At 70.8% G+C, this 15,695-nt stretch carries 15 protein-coding genes; 4 read left to right on the forward strand and 11 right to left on the reverse strand.

From position 1 onward, the window contains the following. Positions 1-1,386 (forward strand): sensor histidine kinase, encoded by a 1,386-nt coding sequence (locus tag AFER_RS05635; RefSeq protein ID WP_015798519.1) that lies wholly within the window; start codon positions 1-3, stop codon positions 1,384-1,386. Here the strand turns inward: AFER_RS05635 and AFER_RS05640 are convergent. Beyond that, positions 1,342-4,620: a GGDEF domain-containing phosphodiesterase gene (locus AFER_RS05640; protein ID WP_015798520.1), complete on the reverse strand. Its 3,279-nt coding sequence runs from the start codon at positions 4,618-4,620 to the stop codon at positions 1,342-1,344. The two genes, AFER_RS05635 and AFER_RS05640, sit on opposite strands and share 45 nt — an antisense overlap. Positions 4,621-4,674: 54 nt before the next feature. On the opposite strand from AFER_RS05640, the gene AFER_RS05645 reads away from it, so the two are divergent. After that, on the forward strand, positions 4,675-5,499 hold the full coding sequence (locus tag AFER_RS05645) for a YgfZ/GcvT domain-containing protein (RefSeq protein WP_015798521.1): 825 nt from the start codon (positions 4,675-4,677) through the stop codon (positions 5,497-5,499). Positions 5,500-5,629: 130 nt separating this feature from the next. On the opposite strand, the gene AFER_RS05650 is transcribed toward AFER_RS05645, so the two are convergent. Genes AFER_RS05650 through hisD form a run of 9 tightly spaced genes read right to left on the reverse strand, consistent with a single transcriptional unit; the run spans position 5,630 to position 12,844 of the window. Continuing rightward, the gene (locus tag AFER_RS05650) at positions 5,630-7,117 is read right to left on the reverse strand and encodes an anthranilate synthase component I family protein (protein ID WP_015798522.1); all 1,488 of its coding nucleotides are present in this window, start codon (positions 7,115-7,117) and stop codon (positions 5,630-5,632) included. After that, positions 7,114-7,476, reverse strand: coding sequence for a phosphoribosyl-AMP cyclohydrolase (gene hisI, locus AFER_RS05655; RefSeq protein WP_015798523.1), 363 nt, complete (start codon positions 7,474-7,476; stop codon positions 7,114-7,116). Before hisI ends, AFER_RS05650 begins: the two co-directional genes overlap by 4 nt. Further along, on the reverse strand, positions 7,473-7,793 hold the full coding sequence (locus AFER_RS05660) for a GroES family chaperonin (protein WP_015798524.1): 321 nt from the start codon (positions 7,791-7,793) through the stop codon (positions 7,473-7,475). The genes hisI and AFER_RS05660 overlap by 4 nt, the downstream gene beginning before the upstream one ends. A gap of 22 nt (positions 7,794-7,815) precedes the next feature. Then, positions 7,816-8,580: an imidazole glycerol phosphate synthase subunit HisF gene (gene hisF / locus AFER_RS05665; RefSeq protein ID WP_015798525.1), complete on the reverse strand. Its 765-nt coding sequence runs from the start codon at positions 8,578-8,580 to the stop codon at positions 7,816-7,818. After that, positions 8,568-9,308, reverse strand: a complete 741-nt coding sequence (locus tag AFER_RS05670; RefSeq protein WP_015798526.1) for a 1-(5-phosphoribosyl)-5-[(5-phosphoribosylamino)methylideneamino]imidazole-4-carboxamide isomerase — start codon at positions 9,306-9,308, stop codon at positions 8,568-8,570. Before AFER_RS05670 ends, hisF begins: the two co-directional genes overlap by 13 nt. A gap of 2 nt (positions 9,309-9,310) precedes the next feature. Next, positions 9,311-9,928 (reverse strand): imidazole glycerol phosphate synthase subunit HisH, encoded by a 618-nt coding sequence (gene hisH, locus AFER_RS05675; protein ID WP_015798527.1) that lies wholly within the window; start codon positions 9,926-9,928, stop codon positions 9,311-9,313. Beyond that, positions 9,925-10,521 (reverse strand): imidazoleglycerol-phosphate dehydratase HisB, encoded by a 597-nt coding sequence (gene hisB, locus AFER_RS05680; RefSeq protein ID WP_015798528.1) that lies wholly within the window; start codon positions 10,519-10,521, stop codon positions 9,925-9,927. The genes hisH and hisB overlap by 4 nt, the downstream gene beginning before the upstream one ends. Beyond that, entirely contained in the window at positions 10,518-11,552 is a 1,035-nt protein-coding gene (hisC, locus tag AFER_RS05685; protein ID WP_015798529.1) for a histidinol-phosphate transaminase, read from the reverse strand. Before hisC ends, hisB begins: the two co-directional genes overlap by 4 nt. After that, the gene (hisD, locus tag AFER_RS05690) at positions 11,546-12,844 is read right to left on the reverse strand and encodes a histidinol dehydrogenase (protein ID WP_015798530.1); all 1,299 of its coding nucleotides are present in this window, start codon (positions 12,842-12,844) and stop codon (positions 11,546-11,548) included. The genes hisC and hisD overlap by 7 nt, the downstream gene beginning before the upstream one ends. Before the next feature lie 91 nt (positions 12,845-12,935). Between hisD and AFER_RS05695 the strand changes: the two genes are divergently transcribed. Next, complete coding sequence (locus tag AFER_RS05695; protein ID WP_015798531.1) at positions 12,936-13,127, forward strand: hypothetical protein; 192 nt, start codon at positions 12,936-12,938, stop codon at positions 13,125-13,127. A gap of 68 nt (positions 13,128-13,195) precedes the next feature. Next, a complete protein-coding gene (locus AFER_RS05700) occupies positions 13,196-14,008 on the forward strand; it encodes a DedA family protein (protein WP_015798532.1) in 813 nt (270 codons plus the stop codon). Positions 14,009-14,233: 225 nt separating this feature from the next. Here the strand turns inward: AFER_RS05700 and pyk are convergent, their stop codons facing one another. Further along, a complete protein-coding gene (pyk, locus tag AFER_RS05705) occupies positions 14,234-15,694 on the reverse strand; it encodes a pyruvate kinase (RefSeq protein ID WP_015798533.1) in 1,461 nt (486 codons plus the stop codon). Between the last annotated feature and the right edge of the window lies 1 nt (position 15,695).

The following is a 15,695-nucleotide window of genomic DNA, read 5'->3' on the forward strand; positions in this document are numbered from 1 at the left end:
GTGCGACGACGCCGTCGCCCGACGATCCGAACGACGCTCCGCGCCGGGCTCGCGACCACCGCCGTGACGACCGCCCTGGCAGCCGGCGTCGGCACGCTGCTCATCTTCCGCTCCATCGCTCTGCACGAGAACGAGAGCTTCCTCGCGCGCCAAGCGAGCGTGGCGGCCAACGTCGCAAGCCGCGCCGAGCACTTCTTCCTCGGTCCCCACGGCGCCCATACCTTCGGCGCGCGCAGGTTGGTGCGCCTCGATCCGTCCGGCCATCTCGGCGGCCCCGTCCCGGCCGAGCTGCACGGCGTCGTCCTCCATCCGCCACAGCTCGTTCCCGGTCACGTCTCCTTCGTGGTGCGAGGTGACACCGTCTGGGCCCTCGACCCCGTCATCCTCGTCGACCGCCACGCCCAACGCACCTACGCGGTCGTCCTCCATCGCTCGCTCCCGTCCGAGCTGGTCCCAGCCCTCTTCGTCGTGGCGCTGACCTTGCTGGCGGCGCTCGTGGCCATCTTGCTCGCCGACGCCTACACCCGCCGCGTCTCGTCGGTGGTGGCGGACCTCGCGGCGCTCGCCGAACGAGTCAGCCGTGGCGACCTTGCCCAGGCACCGCCGTCCGAGCCGATCGCCCAGCGAGAACTCGACGATCTGCGACAGGCCCTTGCGGAGATGATCGCCTCGCTGCGCAGTGCGAGCGAGCGTCAGACATCCTTCCTCCTCGCCATCTCCCACGACCTGCGCACGCCGCTCACGAGCATCCGGGGCTTCGCCGAGGCCATCGAGGACGGCGAGGTGGTTCAGCCGGCCCATGCCGCAAGCGTCATCCAACGCGAGGCGCAGCGCATCGAGCGCCTCCTGGCCGACCTGATGAGCCTCGCACGCCTCGAGGCCGATGGCTTCCGCGTCACCGTGACCCCCCTCGATCTCGGCGATCTCGTCGAGCACCTTGCCGAGACCGCTCGTCTGCGCGGCCGCACCCAAGGGCTCGAGGTGCACGCGTCGCTCGCACCGGATGCGCGCTCCGTGCTCGGCGACCCGGAGCGGCTCTCGCAGGCGCTCGCCAACATCCTCGACAACGCCGTCAAGTTCGCGCGCAGCTCGATCGACGTGATCGTCACCCGGCGCTTGGAGAGCGTCCGCATCGAGATCACCGACGACGGACCCGGCATCCCGCCGTCCGTGCGCGACCAGCTCTTCAGCCGCCAGGTCGCGCCACGCCCAGGTCGCAACAACGAGATCGGCTCTGGGCTCGGCCTCTTGATCGCCGCACGCCTCGTCCAGGCCATGCATGGTCGCCTCGGCGCGAGCTCCCCGATCCGATCCGACGGCGGAACACGCATCGTGCTCGAACTACCGGCCGCCGTCCACGACCGCGTACCCTCGCAGGTCGGCTGAGCCAGAGGCCGACGCTTCACTCGCAATCGCGGCCACCAGTGCATCGGTGAGCGTTGTAGGCGAGCCTGCGTCGCCGCGACCGTGGACGACCAGATGGAGCGCGGCAAGTGCGCCCGTGAGCGCTGGCGTGATCGGACAGGCCTCGACTGCGCACTCGTGGCCGCCTCGATGGCGCCAGTGCCACGCGAGCGCGCCCGGCAGCGTCGTGTAGGCCGCCCCGACGGCCTCGGCGGCGACGCCAGGATCGACCCAGGCAGCATCGGCGCGTGCCAGTTCCGGGCGACCGAGGAAGTAGCCCTGTCCGAGCTCGATGCCGAGCGCGCGCGCCACCTCGAACTGGGCACGTGTCTCGATGCCCTCGAGCACGACCGAGCACCCCTGGCCCTCGCCAAGGCGCGCCACGGCATCGAGGGTCACGATGGCCTGCAGGGGATTCTCACCGAGGGCAGCGACCACGTCGCTCGCGACCTTCACGAGATCCACCGACAAGCTCGCGAGCCGGACGATCCCCTGACCGCTGCTCCCGACGTCGTCGAGTGCCCGACGCACGCCAAGCGCTCCCAGCGCAACGAGCGTGGCCTCGAGCGATGAGGGTGCTCCGGTCGAGTCCTCCAGGACCTCGATCGTGAGCCGCCACGGCGCGACCGCGTAGCGCTCGAGGACCCGGCGGATGGTGTCGACCGAACTCGGGTTGGCGAGCACCGCGGTCGGTGCGTTGACCCCGATCGCGAGGTCGGGGCGCAGGCAGTTCGCCGCCAGGCCGACTGCGTCATCGAGGACCCGCTCGAAGAGCTCGCCGAGCTCGGCAGCGGAGAGAAAGGGCAGGAACTCCGCCGGCGACCAGAGTCGACCTCGGCCATCGTCGAGCCGTGCGAGCGCTTCGAGCCCGATGACACTCGCGTCGCCGAGGCGAACAATCGGCTGGAGTGCGAGCCGTACGCCTCCACCACGCAGACGCGTGAGGATCTCACGCCGGCCAAGCGTCGAGTGATACCCACGACGGAGCAACGCGATACGGTCGCAGATCGCCTCGACGAGCCGACCGAGCAAGGGTTCTGTCGCATCGGGTGCGACCTCGACCGCGACCACGAGCCCCCAGACGCTCGAGTCCTCGCGTCGGCACACGATCGCCCCGTCGCCGACGACCTGCTCGTCCACGCCGATGACGCGCCGCGCCAGCGGTCCCGACGGCTCCTCCAGCGCGGCGACGAGCGCGGCTCGCTCGCGCCCAGCGCTTCCTCGAACGCGCAACCGACCCGCCCCGGTGACCTCGACGAGCGCCGCGCCATGGACTCCGGCGAGCCCGCCCGCGACGTCGACCTCCTCGAGGACCGACCCGAGCGGTCGACCGTCGAGGCCGTCGAGCGCCTCGGACCAGCGGGCCCTCAGCACCCGACGGCGAGCACCGGCGACGTTGAGACCGGTCTCGAGTCGCGCCATGGCGATGCGGGTCGACGGCGGTACGTCAGCGAGCTCGGCCACGGCGCCGCCACCCCATCTCGCCACCGCCCTCGCTGCCGCCGCCGGACCGTCGACGAGCGCGTCGAGCACCTCGTCGGGGAGCGCGCCTCCGAGCGCGACCCGCCACGAAGGGTCCTCCGCGAGCTCCGCCGTGGCTTCGGGGCCCCACGGATCCACGATGGCACTGCGGGCGTCGCTCGCTCCTGCACCTCGGACACTCCGGGCGCGCTTCGCCTCGTACATCGTGGCATCGGCCACGCGGAGCAGCCCCGCGAGATCGCCGGCGTCCCGCGGCCACCAGGACCATCCGACGCTCGCCCCGATCGTCACCGCAAGGCCGGCCTCGAGCTCCACGGGTCGCCGGAGGGCACGGCCGATGCGCTGTGCGAGATCGCGTGCCGCCGCCTCGTCCATCGCAAGCGCTGCGAGGATGACGAACTCGTCGCCACCGAAGCGTGCCACCAGTGCCGACGGCAGCCGGCGCGCGACCTCACCGGCCACACGCCTCGCCGCCTCGATGAGGACCTGATCGCCGACGACGTGACCAAAGGAGTCGTTCACCTCCTTGAAGTCATCCAGGTCGATGAGCATGCACACGACCGCACCCACACTCGCATCGCTCGTCAGGCGAACGAGCCGCTCGGTGAGCGCCATCCGGTTCGCGAGGCCGGTGAGTGGATCCCGCCTGGCGATCGACCTCGCCTCGGCTTCGGCACGGCGCAGTCGATCCACGAGTGCGAACTCTGCGACCTCGCGGTCGATGGCGCCACGGATGCGAGGCTCGAACGGCGCGAGCCAAGCGCGACGGCGTGGATCGTCGGCGACGACCTCGAGACCGTCGCCGTCCCTTCCCTGCAGCACCCGCACGCCCGGCACGCGGCCGAGGATGCCCGCCGCCGCTTCCAGGAAGGCTCCGACGCTCTGGGCACCCTCGGCGGCACCAGCGAGCTCCGCGAGCGCGCGCTCGAGCGCCTCCCGCCAGGCGAGTTCGGCCTGGTAGCGCTCGGAGTCTCGCACGAAGCGCTGCGTGACGAGCGCCGACGCACCCACCAGCACGACGATGGCAGCCACGAGTGCGCTCATGGGTCCGCTCGCGGCGTCGAGGACGCTCGTTCGGGCAGTGAACTCCACCTCGACCGGCCCGAGCGCACTCGCAACCTGTACGTGCATCGTGGCCGCAGTGGCACGATCGAACACGCGCACGCCCCCGATCGCAAGGCTCACCGCCCTGACGCCGGTCTGTGCCGGGGCTGCGACCTGCAACGTTCCCGGCGCGACAAGGGCCTCGACGAGGTAGTCGACCTGCGCACTTCGGCGTGCATGGATCGCAACGGCGATCTCGAACCCGTTGGACACACGAACCAACCTCGTCCCCGACGCGCCGACGGCGACAGGATCGACCGCACGCCCGGCCCGCCACCAGATGGATCCTCCGTGCGGGGCCACGACCGCGATCCCCTCGATGGCTGATTGACGGGCGACGAAGGCCTCGAGCACCGGCACCATGGTCGCCGGCAACGACGCGAGCGTCGGACGAGGCCCGATGAGCACCGTCCCGACGGTGTCGAGATCGGCGACGACGAGGTCGGCTCGCACCGCGACGCGCCGAGCCCACGCCCGTGCAACGGCGTTCGCAAGCGCTCGCTCCGACGACACACTGGACGCGTCCACACGCCGCAACCACGAGGCCCCGACGGTGAGCGCGAGGAGGAGCGGCATCCAGATGGCGGCGAGGACGACGAGACGCCACCGTCCCCGCAGCCGCCATGTCATACCGAGAGTGATCGACCAACCAGGTCGCAGAGTTGAGGCGCCTAGCCTGGGAGCATGGACGCCACGACGGTCGCCACAGCCTCGGGGCCGAGCGACGCCTCGGGGCCCAGCGACGCGTTCACCGCACCCTTCGTTCGGGTCCAGGTCACCGGTCGGGATGCGGCTCGCTACCTCCAGGGTCAGCTGTCCCAGGACGTCTCGACCCTGAAGGCGGACGGCCAGGGGGCGATCAGCGTGCTCCTCGGCGTCGATGGCCACCTCGTGACCTGGCTCAGGGTACGTCGCCTCGCCGACGATGCCTTCTGGCTCGTCGTCGCCGAGGCGCATGGCGAACGCGTCCGCCAACGCCTCGAGCACTTCCGCATCCGCACCCAGGCCACCATCGAGCTCCTCCCTGGCCACCTCCACGTTCGGCCTCCAGAGGGCCTCGAGCCTCTCTGGCCCCTCGACCAGGACGCACCGTTCGTCGACGCGCCCGCCGACCTCGCCCGCTTCCACGCCGAACGCCTCGTGGCCGGCGCCTTCGATCCTGCGAGCGATCTCGTCGACGGTCTGCTCGCCCACGGAGTACCCACACTCGTCGAGCGTGCAGTGAGCTTCACCAAGGGCTGCTACACCGGTCAAGAGCTCGTCGCACGCACGTCCTCGCGAGGAGCGCCGGCCCCGATCGGCCTCGTCGCACTCGAGCTGGCCGAGCCGATCGCCGTCGCTCCCGGTACGGCGCTCGTCGTCGGCGGTGTCGACGCCGGAGCGATCACGAGTGCCGCGGTGGTCGGCGACCGTGGCTACGCCGTCGCCTACCGGCGCCGGCGCGCGCGCGAGCACACGCACTTCGACGTCGGCGGCGTCGGTGCGACGGTGCGATCGTCCGCACCCTAGCGAGGCTCACACGAACCGCTCAGAGCCGCAGACCTCTGCCCGTGACGCTGCCTCGCACAGTGGCGAGGGTCGATCGCGCGCTCACCGCTGACCACAGCTCGCCCCAGGGGACCTCGTGTGACGACGGCGTTCAGACCTCGATGAGGCGATCGGCGACGGCGACTGCCCGGGCCACCGCCGCTGCCTTCGCCACGCACTCGGTCGCCTCCCGTTCCGGGTCCGAGCCTGCGACGATGCCGGCCCCAGCCTGCAGGAGCACCCGACCGTTCTCGAGCCAGACGGCGGTACGAATCGCGATCGCGAAGTCCATCACCGCGCTCTCGGGGTCGGTGCCATCGCGACCGACGTAGCCGACGACGCCGCCGTAGACCACGCGTCGCTTGGACTCGAGCTCGTCGATCAGCTGCATCGCGCGCACCTTCGGGGCACCTGACAGCGTGCCCGCCGGGAGGGTCGCCGCGAGCGCGTCGATCGGGCCGACGCCGTCGGTCAGCTGACCATGGACGCTCGAGGTGAGATGGATCACGCGCGCGAAGCGCTCGGGCACCATGAACTCATCGACCACGACGCTCCCGAAGCGTGCCACACGGCCGACGTCATTGCGGGCGAGATCGACCAGCATCAGGTGTTCGGCCCTTTCCTTCGGGTCGGCGAGCAGCTCCTCGATGAGAGCCTCGTCGCTCGCCCCACCCGAACCCCGCGGCCGGGAACCGGCGATCGGTCGCGTCCAGACGACGCCGTCGCGCACCGTCGCGAGGGCCTCGGGCGAGGAGCCAACGATCGCACCCCCGGCGTCCGTGATGAGATACATGTACGGCGACGGGTTGGTGAGGCGCAGCGCTCGATAGAGCGCGAGAGGGTTCGCCCGGGTCGTGAGCTCGAAGCGATGCGACAGCACCACCTGGAACACCTCGCCCTCGTCGATCGCCTGCTTCGCGAGCCGGACGGCGTGCGCGAACGGCTCCCGAAACCCTTGATCGAGCAGCGCCACCCCCTCGCTGGGATCGTCACCAAGTGGCCAGGCACGCACCGGTCGCCCGACGGCCGACTCGAGGTCGGCCTCGAGACGACTGAGCGCCGCCCTCGCCGCTGCCGCGGCCCCGACGGGATCGTCCTCCACGAGCAGCGCCGACGAGAGCGTGAGCGACTGCGCCCAGTGATCGATCACGGCGAGGTCACCCGCGAGGAGGAGCCGCGCCTCCGGCAGGCCGACGTCGTCCGGGTGCGAACTCGGCACGCTCGGCTCGCGCTCTCGGACCGCCTCGTAGCCGACGTGGCCGACGAACGCTGCCGAGAACGGTCCGGCCATCGGGCACCCGTCGTCGACGGCGTCGACCTCGAGCCCCTCCGACCACCGACGCAGCCCATCGAGAATGCCCGGTGCCTCGTCGAGGACCGAGCCGTCGGCAGCCTCGAGTCGGGCGTGGCCGACCTCGCCGATGACGCGCGCCAAGGGCCGACGCCCGACGACCGAGTAACGCGACCAGCGACCCTGCTGGTCGACCGACTCGAGGATGAAGCCCGCCTCGCCGGGCGCCACCAACCGCTCGAACACCTCGATGGGTGTGAGTGCGTCGGCGACGTAGCGGGCCCGGACCTGAACGAGACGCAGCCTCACGACTGCCCCAGCACCGGATGCATGAAGCAACTCCACGCGCCCGTGTGGCACGCACCGACCCCACGCTGACGCACGCGCACGAGGAGCGCGTCACCGTCGCAGTCGGTGGTGACGGAGCGAACCTCTTGCACGGCGCCCGAGGTCTCCCCCTTTGCCCAGTAGGTCCGCCGTGATCGCGAGTAGAACCACGTCCGTCCGTCACGAAGGGTTCGTCGGAGCGCCTCCGCGTCCATGTAGGCGAGCATCAGGACCTGGTCGTCCTCGTCGACGACGACCGCCGGGACGAGTCCATCGGGACCGAAGGCGACGACGTCCACGGAGACCGCCTCGCCTGGGGCAACCCCCTCGATATCGCTCACAGGTACAACCCCGTCTCGTCGTCGAGCCGATCGGAGGCCACCGCGTGGAGATCCCGCTCGCGCAAGATCACGTAGGTCTCCGAGCCGATCTCCACCTCGTAACGATCCTCGGGCGCGAACAGCACGAGATCACCCGGACGCACCGAGCGCACCGCCGGACCGACCGCGCTCACCTCTGACCACACGAGACGTTTGGCGATCTGCGCGGTCGCGGGGATCACGATGCCCGAGCGCGCGTGGCGCTCCCCCTCCGACGGAGGGACGCTGACCAGGACACGGTCGGCCAACATCGTGATCGCAGCCTTCTTGGGCTCCACCGCCACCTCCCGTTGCACCACGCTAGCCGCCGATGGGGCGCACGACGAGACCCGCCGCGTCGAGCGCGGCCTTGACCTGAGCGACGCTGAGTTCGCCGTAGTGGAACACGCTGGCGGCCAGCAGGCCCGTGACGCCGGTCCGCGCGCCGTCGACGAAGTGTTCGACGATCCCGACGCCACCCGACGCGATGACGGGCAAGCTCGTGCACGACAGCACCAGCTCGTAGAGGTCGGTGTCGTAGCCCGCACGCGTGCCGTCGCGATCCATGGAGGTCACGAGGAGCTCGCCGGCGCCGGCATCCGAAACCCGCCGGACCCACGTCTCGACGTCGAGACCGGTGGGGCGACGCCCGCCGTGGGTACGCACTTCCCAGTCGCCCGCGCCCGTACGAGCAGCGTCGATGGCCACCACGGCACATTGGGACCCGTAGCGACCGGCGACCGCCTCGACGAGGCCGAGATCGGCGACCGCCGCCGAATTCATCGACACCTTATCGGCTCCAGCCTCGAGCAACGCGGCCACGTCGCCGAGCACACGGACACCGCCGCCCACGGTGAAAGGGATGAAGACTCGTGACGCGACACGCTCGACGAGATCAACGAGCGTCGAGCGCTCCTCGATCGAGGCGGTGATGTCAAGGAACACCAGCTCGTCGGCGCCCTCGGCGACGTAGCGCTCGGCGAGCTCGACAGGATCTCCCGCGTCACGCAGCTCGACGAAACTGACGCCCTTGACGACCCTACCCTCGGCGACGTCGAGACAGGGGATCACCCTCACGCTCTGCATGCGCTGAGTGCCTCGTCGAACCCGAGCGAGCCATCGAGGAGCGCAGTCCCGACGACGGCCCCCCACACGGCCCCTCGTGCCCCTCGGATCGCCGCGAGCTTTGCCAGGTCGTCAGCGGAGGCGACCCCGCCTGAGGCGATCACCTCGACCGGCACGACCTCGCACAGCCCCTGATAGGTACCGAGATCCGGTCCGCTCGCCATGCCGTCGCGTCCGACGTCGGTCAGGAGCTGGGTCCGTACGCCGCGTGCGAACAGTCGAGCGGACGCCTCGAGGAGCCGCCGACCACCAGAGCGTTCCCATGCGCTCACGACGACCTCGAGCGCCCCTTCGTCGCCACGCCGATAGTCGAGCGCCGCGACCAGATGCTCCGGATCGAGCTCGTCGAGCGTCTCCTCGACGAGTGCCGTCCCGAGCACCACGCGCGACGCGCCCGTCTCCAGCAGTTCGGCGATGTCCCTGGCCGTACGCACGCCGCCACCGACCTCGACCGACCCGCCGGCCTCGCGCACGAGCGCGATCAGGTCGCCGACCATGTCGGCGTTACGACGGTCGCCGGGCGTGCGGGCACGATCGAGGTCCACCACGTGGAACCACCGCGCGCCTGCGTCGAGGGCGCCCTCGACGTAGCGGCGAGGATCGCCGAAACGCCGCGGCGCATCGAACCGGCCCTGCCGCAGCCGGACAGCCTCTCCGTCGAGCAGATCGACGGCGACCACGAGTTCCACGCCTAACACTCCTCCTGGACCCATCGCCACAGCGCATCGAGGAAGCGCAGACCCTTCGCCCCCGAGCGCTCGGGGTGGAACTGCACACCGAGCAGCGCATCGCGACCGGCGGCGGCGACCCAGGTGCCACCGAACTCCTCGAAGGCAAGCGCCGCAGGCGTCGTCGCGACGGCGTAACTGTGGACGAAGTACACCCACGCACCCTCGAGGACCGCCAGTGGCCCCGAGGCCCCCTCCGCCACTCGCAACCGGTTCCACTGCATCTCCGGCAGACGGGGCGCAGGGCTCATGCGCTCGACCCAGCCGGGCAAGAGACCAAGTCCCACACGATCGGGCGCCTCGTCGCCGCCGTCGAAGAGCGCCTGCATGCCCACGCAGACGCCCAAGGTCGCCATGCCGCGCTCGCGACGGCGCACCATCGCCTCGTCGAGACCGGTCGCCGCGAGAGCGTCGAGCACGCTGCCGAGGTGACCGACGCCGGGCACGACGAGCAGCCGCGCCTCGTCGAAATCGGCTCGGTCGCTCCCCCGCCTGACCGGATGGCCGAGTGCCCGCCACGCCCCCACGGCAGCCCCGATGTTGCCGATACCGATGTCGGCAACAACGATGGCAGCGCTCACAAGGAGCCCTTGGTGGAGGGAATCTCGCCGCCCCCGCTGACGGCCGTCGCCTGGGCGAGTGCCCGGCCGAGCGCCTTGGCCATCGCCTCGATCTGGTGGTGGGTGTTCGCGCCCCGAATCGACCGGACGTGCAGCGTCAAGCGGCCGCCTCGAGCCAGACCCCACAGGAACTCCTCGACGTGCTCGAGCGCGACCCCCGGGCTGCCCAGGAGGAGCCCACGCTCGCCCTCGAGGGCGACCCATGCGCCGGGCCTCCCGGACAGGTCGACGACGACCTCGACGAGCGTCTCGTCGAGCGGGATGGTGGCAGCCCCGAAGCGCTCGATGCCGCGTCGCTCACCGAGTGCCCCATCGAGCGCCTGACCGAGCGCGATGCCGAGGTCCTCGGTGAGGTGGTGGGCGTCCACCTCGACGTCGCCGCGTGCTGCGACCTCGAGGCCAATCCTCCCGTGGCGCGCGATCTGGGTCAGGACGTGGTCGAAGAAGGGCAGCCCCGTCGACACGTCCTCGCGTGGGCCCCCGTCGAGCTCGAGCCGTACCCGGATGAGCGTCTCGCGAGTCTCGCGATCGATGATCCCCACACGCCCACTCACGCGAGCACCTCCCCGAGTGCAGCGAGGAACGCATCGTTCTCGTCCGCGGTGCCGATCGTGACCCGAAGCGTGTTGGAGAGCCCGGGCCAGCGCGACGCATCGCGGATGAGGATCCCTTTCGCCACGAGTCCCTCCCATACCTCGGTCGCAGGCCGACCCGGATCGAACAAGATGAAGTTGGTCGCACTCGGCCACACGCGCGCAGCGAGCGTGCCGAGGGCCTGGCCGACTCGCTCGCGTTCTCGAACGACGAGGGCTGCGCGTCGTGCGATCTCGTCCACATCGGCCAGCGCAGCGACGGCGACCGCCTGCGTCACCGCGTTCACGTGATACGGCAGGCACGCCGACCAGAGCACGTCGGCGACCTCGGGCGCACAGACGGCATAACCCAGCCGGAGTCCCGCAAGCCCGGCGGCCTTCGAGAGCGTACGGATCCGCACCACGTGATCCCCAAGCAGGGTCGCAGGGCCGAGATCGGCGAAGTCGGCGTAGGCCTCGTCCACGAGCACCAGCCGATCGTCGCAGGCCAGGACGCGGTCCATCACCTCGGGCGGCTCGAGCATCCCCGTCGGGTTGTTCGGCTGGCACACGATCACGAGCTCCGAGTCGGCCTCCAGACTCGACGGATCAATCGACCCGTCGGATCGGCGCGCACCGGCGACCACCGTGGTGCGCGTCACACGGGCGATCTGGCGGTACATGCCATAGGTCGGCTCCGCGAGCCACAGGCGTCGACCGGGCCCACCCCAGGCCGCGAGCACGGTCTCGAGCACCTCGTTCGACCCGTTCGCGACGAAGATCGAGGTCGGCGCGACACCGTGGAGCCTGCCGAGCGCAGCGCGCAGCGCCTCGGCGCGCCGATCGGGATAGCGCGCCAGATCGAGCGCGACCGCCTCCTCGAGCGCCCTCGCGACGGCGGGCGGCGGACCATACGGCGACTCGTTGGTGTTGAGGCGAACCCTGGCGGGAACCTGGGCCGAGTGGTAGCTCGCCCCCAGCGCATCCTCGAGCGACGGAGCCGGCCTCACCATCCGGCCTCCCGACGGATGCGGATCGAGTCCGCGTGCGCGACGAGCCCCTCTGCGTCGGCGAGCGCCTCGACGGCCCAGCCCAGCCGACTGAGCGCCTCGTCGTGGACCTCGACGACGTGGAGGCGACGCTGGAAGTCTTCGAGGCCGAGCACGCTCGCAAAACGCGCCGTCCCAGCCGTCGGCAGGACGTGTGAGGGGCCGGCCACGTAGTCCCCGAACGCGGCACTGGCTGCTCGTCCGACGAAGACCACACCGGCGTGGCGGACCCGATCAGCGTCCCGAACCGCCTGGTCGTAGAGCAGCTCGAGGTGCTCAGGCGCGATCGCGTCGGCCACCAGGCGAGCTTGATCCCGGTCGCGCACGAGCGCGAGATAGCCGTGCGCCTCGAGCGTGCTCTCGAGCTGGGCGCGCCTGGGACTCGCCTCCACGTAGGCCGCGAGCTCTTCGAGCACCTGCTCGGCCCAGCGGGCGTCCCAGGTCACGAGCCAGGCCAGGCCATGGGGGCCGTGCTCGGCCTGGACCGCGACGTCGATCGCCGCGACGCGCGGCTCAAGGGAGCCGTCCGCGACCACGACCACCTCCGAGGGGCCGGCGAAGGCACCCGGCACACCGACGTCGGCCGCGACCTCTTGCTTGGCCAGCGAGACGAAGAGGTTGCCCGGACCCACGATGACGTCGACACGCTCGAGCGACTCCGTGCCATAGGCGAGCGCCGCGACCGCCTGCGCGCCACCGGCGAGCAGCACGGTGTCGACCCCGGCCAGATGACAGGCGGCGAGCGTCGCGTCGTCGAGGCCACCGTCGGGCAACGGCGGTGTGGCGACGACGACATCGCGTACGCCCGCAACCCGAGCCACCGTCGCGGTGTGCACGACGCTTGAGGGATAGCGAGCCTGTCCCCCGGGCACGTAGCAGCCGGCTCGCTCCACCGGGACGATCCTGCGGCGCACCTCGATGCCGTCGGCCACCAGCGACGACGCCGCCGGGCGCTCGGCCTCGTAGGCCTCGCGCACGCGATCGCGAGCGACCCGCAACGCCTCGGCCAGCCGCCGATCGAGGCGCTCGTAGGCGGCGGCCATCGCCTCGCGACCGAGGACGAGCGCTCGCGGCCGCACGCCGTCGAAGCGCTCCGTCAGATCCGCCAGGGCCCCGTCCCCACCCGTGCGCACACTCTGGACGATCTCACGCACGAGTGCCCGTGGCCCTTCCACCGGCAACGCCACCCCGGGAAGATCGTCGCGCCGCAGGGCGCCAGTCGTCTCGCGAAGATCGACAAGGGTCAGCGATGCCATGGGACTCCTCGGACAGCAGGGCAGCTCAGCGGCGCTAGTCTACCGGCGGCGACCGCGACGAGGAACGTGGCGACCGTAACGGAGGAACGCTGTGGCCGAGGCTCACGAGCTCGCCTCGATCGCGAGCACCTACGAGGAGCTCGCTCGACGCATCGAGGCCATCGAGCGCTCGCTGCTCGCCGACCATCGAGACGGGCCGGCCCAGTCGCTGCGGGCCGCGTGGGCACTGAACCGAGCCCTCCTGCGCGAACTCGATGAGGCGCGTCGCCGTCTCGAGAGCTGATGCGGGTCCCAGCCCTCGCTACGTTCGCGGCAACCTTCGCGTAACGTACCCCTGGTAGTCTTCGCTCCATGACCCACCTCATCGAAACGTGGGGCGTGCTCGCGGTCTTCGCGCTCTCGGTCGCACAGTCGCTCGGCGTACCCACCTCCTCTGAGCTCACCTTCGGCCTCGTCGGCCTCCTCTGGGCCCTCGGACGGATGAACCCCGTGGCGGGCATCGCCGCCGGTGTCATCGGCGAACTCATCGGAGCGATCGTCGCCTGGTGGCTTGCCGCCGCTGCGGTCGAGTCTCACTGGTGGGCGCGCTTCGAGGCGCACCCGCTCGTGGCCGCCTTTCGTGGTGTGCTCACCTCCCTCCTTCGCCGCCGCTTCGGCGTGCTGATCTCGCGCCTCATCCCCCTCGAGCGCAACGTCGCAGCCTGGGCGGCTGGCGTCGCCGAGGTCTCGCTCGGTGCGCTCGCCCTCCAGAGTGTCGTCGGATCGGCGATCTTCGCCACCGCGTTTGCCCTGGCCGGCTACGAGGCCAAGGACGCGATCACCACCATCGCGCACCGAGCCGGCCAGATCGGCGAGGTCGTCGCGGTCATTCTCGTCGTCGGCGTCGTGCTCGCCATCCGTCAGATGGCCCATCGTCAACTCGGGCGCAGCCGCGCAGCTCGCTCCGGCCACGCGGCCACCCAACCCGACGCCACCGCACCCGACACCACCGCCACCGAGGATCGACTCGTCCTCCAGCTGCTGCCGTCGGAGCCACTCTCGTCGGCCGCCTACCTCGACGCGCTCGGCCGGATCCATCAGACCGAACCGCCATCTCCGGACGTCTCCGCCGACGAGGGCCGCCGCGCCCCACGGCGCGATCTCCCGACCTCAGGTAGCCGCTAGCGAGCGCCTCCCCGCCCCAGACCCACGCCGGACGGCTCTCGGTGCCGACCGGCACCCACACGCCAACGGACCGACTTGCGCCACGTGCGGGCGCGTCATCGGCGCTGCAGGCACCCGAGGAGTCGAGCACGCCCATCGGTGAGCGCCATGTCCCAGGACCGTGCGTAGCGACCCGTGGCACCGCGGACCTCCCGTTCCGCACGGCCCCTCGCTGCAGCAGCGCCCCTAGACGCCCTCGGCCGGCGCGAAGAACCCGTCGCCCACCGCCTGGAGCTTGATCAGGTTCGTCGTTCCACGCACACCGAACGGGATGCCCGCCACGATGACGACGAGTTCGCCGACCTCGGCGAGACCTCGCTCGACAGCCGCCGCGAGCGCCTCGTGCACCATCAGCTCGGTCGACGGCGTCCTCGCCACGACGTGCGGGATGACACCCCAGCTCAGTGTCAGCGACCGCGCAGCGCGCGGATCGGGGGTCGCGCCGAGGATCGCCACCGCTGGACGGAAGCGCGCCAGCACCCGAGCACTGTGTCCCGACTCGGTGAGGGCCACCACCGCACGCACCGGGACGGATCGAGTCATCCGCGTGGCGGCCTCTCCGATCGCATCGGCGACGGAGTGGGCCACAGGCGAGGGCCTCGTGAGCAGCGTGAGCGCCTGGTTGTCCACCTCGCGCTCGGTCGCACGCGCGATGCGATCCATGGTGGCGATGGCCTCGACCGGAAAGGCCCCAACGGCCGTCTCGGCCGACAGCATCAGTGCGTCCGAGCCATCGAGAATCGCGTTGGCGACGTCGGATGCCTCGGCCCTCGTCGGCGACCCCGCCTCGATCATCGACTCGAGCATCTGGGTCGCAGTGATCACCGGCTTGCCGGCTTCGTTGGCCAGGTGGATGATCTGCTTCTGCAGGAGTGGGATCCGCTCGACGGGCATCTCGACTCCGAGATCGCCGCGGGCGACCATCACGGCGTCCGAGGCAGCGACGATCTCGCCGATGCGCTGGATCGCCTCCTTGCGCTCGATCTTCGCAACGAGCATCACGCGGCTCGCCGCGCCCGCGCGGTCGATCTGGCGTCGAGCAACCTCGAGGTCCGAGGCCGAGCCCACGAACGACAGCGCGATGAAGTCGACGCCCGCCTCCAGCCCAAAGGCGATGTCGGCGAAGTCGTCTTCGGTGAGTGCGGGCAGCTCCAGATACGAATCCGGGAAGTTCACGCCCTTGCGGACCGACAGTGGCCCCCCCTGGACGACCGTGGCCTCCACCCAGCCGTCCTCCGAGCGGTCGACCACGAGGCGGACCGCGCCGTCAGCGAAGGCGATCGTCGCCCCTGGGGGCACGGTATGGAGGATGCCGAGCCGACTGATGTGAATCGCGGCGTGGCGGGCGCTCCCCTCCTCGGCGATCTGGACGACCTCGCCGGGCTGGAGCTGTGTCGCGTCGTCGGCCAGCGACTCGATCCGAAGCTTCGGTCCGGCGAGATCGAGCAGCACGCCGACCGTCTTGCCGGTCCGAGCAGCGGCTTGACGAACGAGCTCGATCGAGCGGGCATGGTCTGCGGTGCTGCCGTGTGAGCAGTTGATCCGCGCGACATCCATGCCAGCCTCGATCATCGCCGTCAAGGTCCCGAGGTTCGATGAAGCCGGACCAATACTCGCAACGATCTTCGTGCGCCGGTGCTCGCGCATG

Origin of the sequence: Acidimicrobium ferrooxidans DSM 10331, assembly GCF_000023265.1 — a bacterium.
Taxonomy (GTDB): domain Bacteria; phylum Actinomycetota; class Acidimicrobiia; order Acidimicrobiales; family Acidimicrobiaceae; genus Acidimicrobium; species Acidimicrobium ferrooxidans.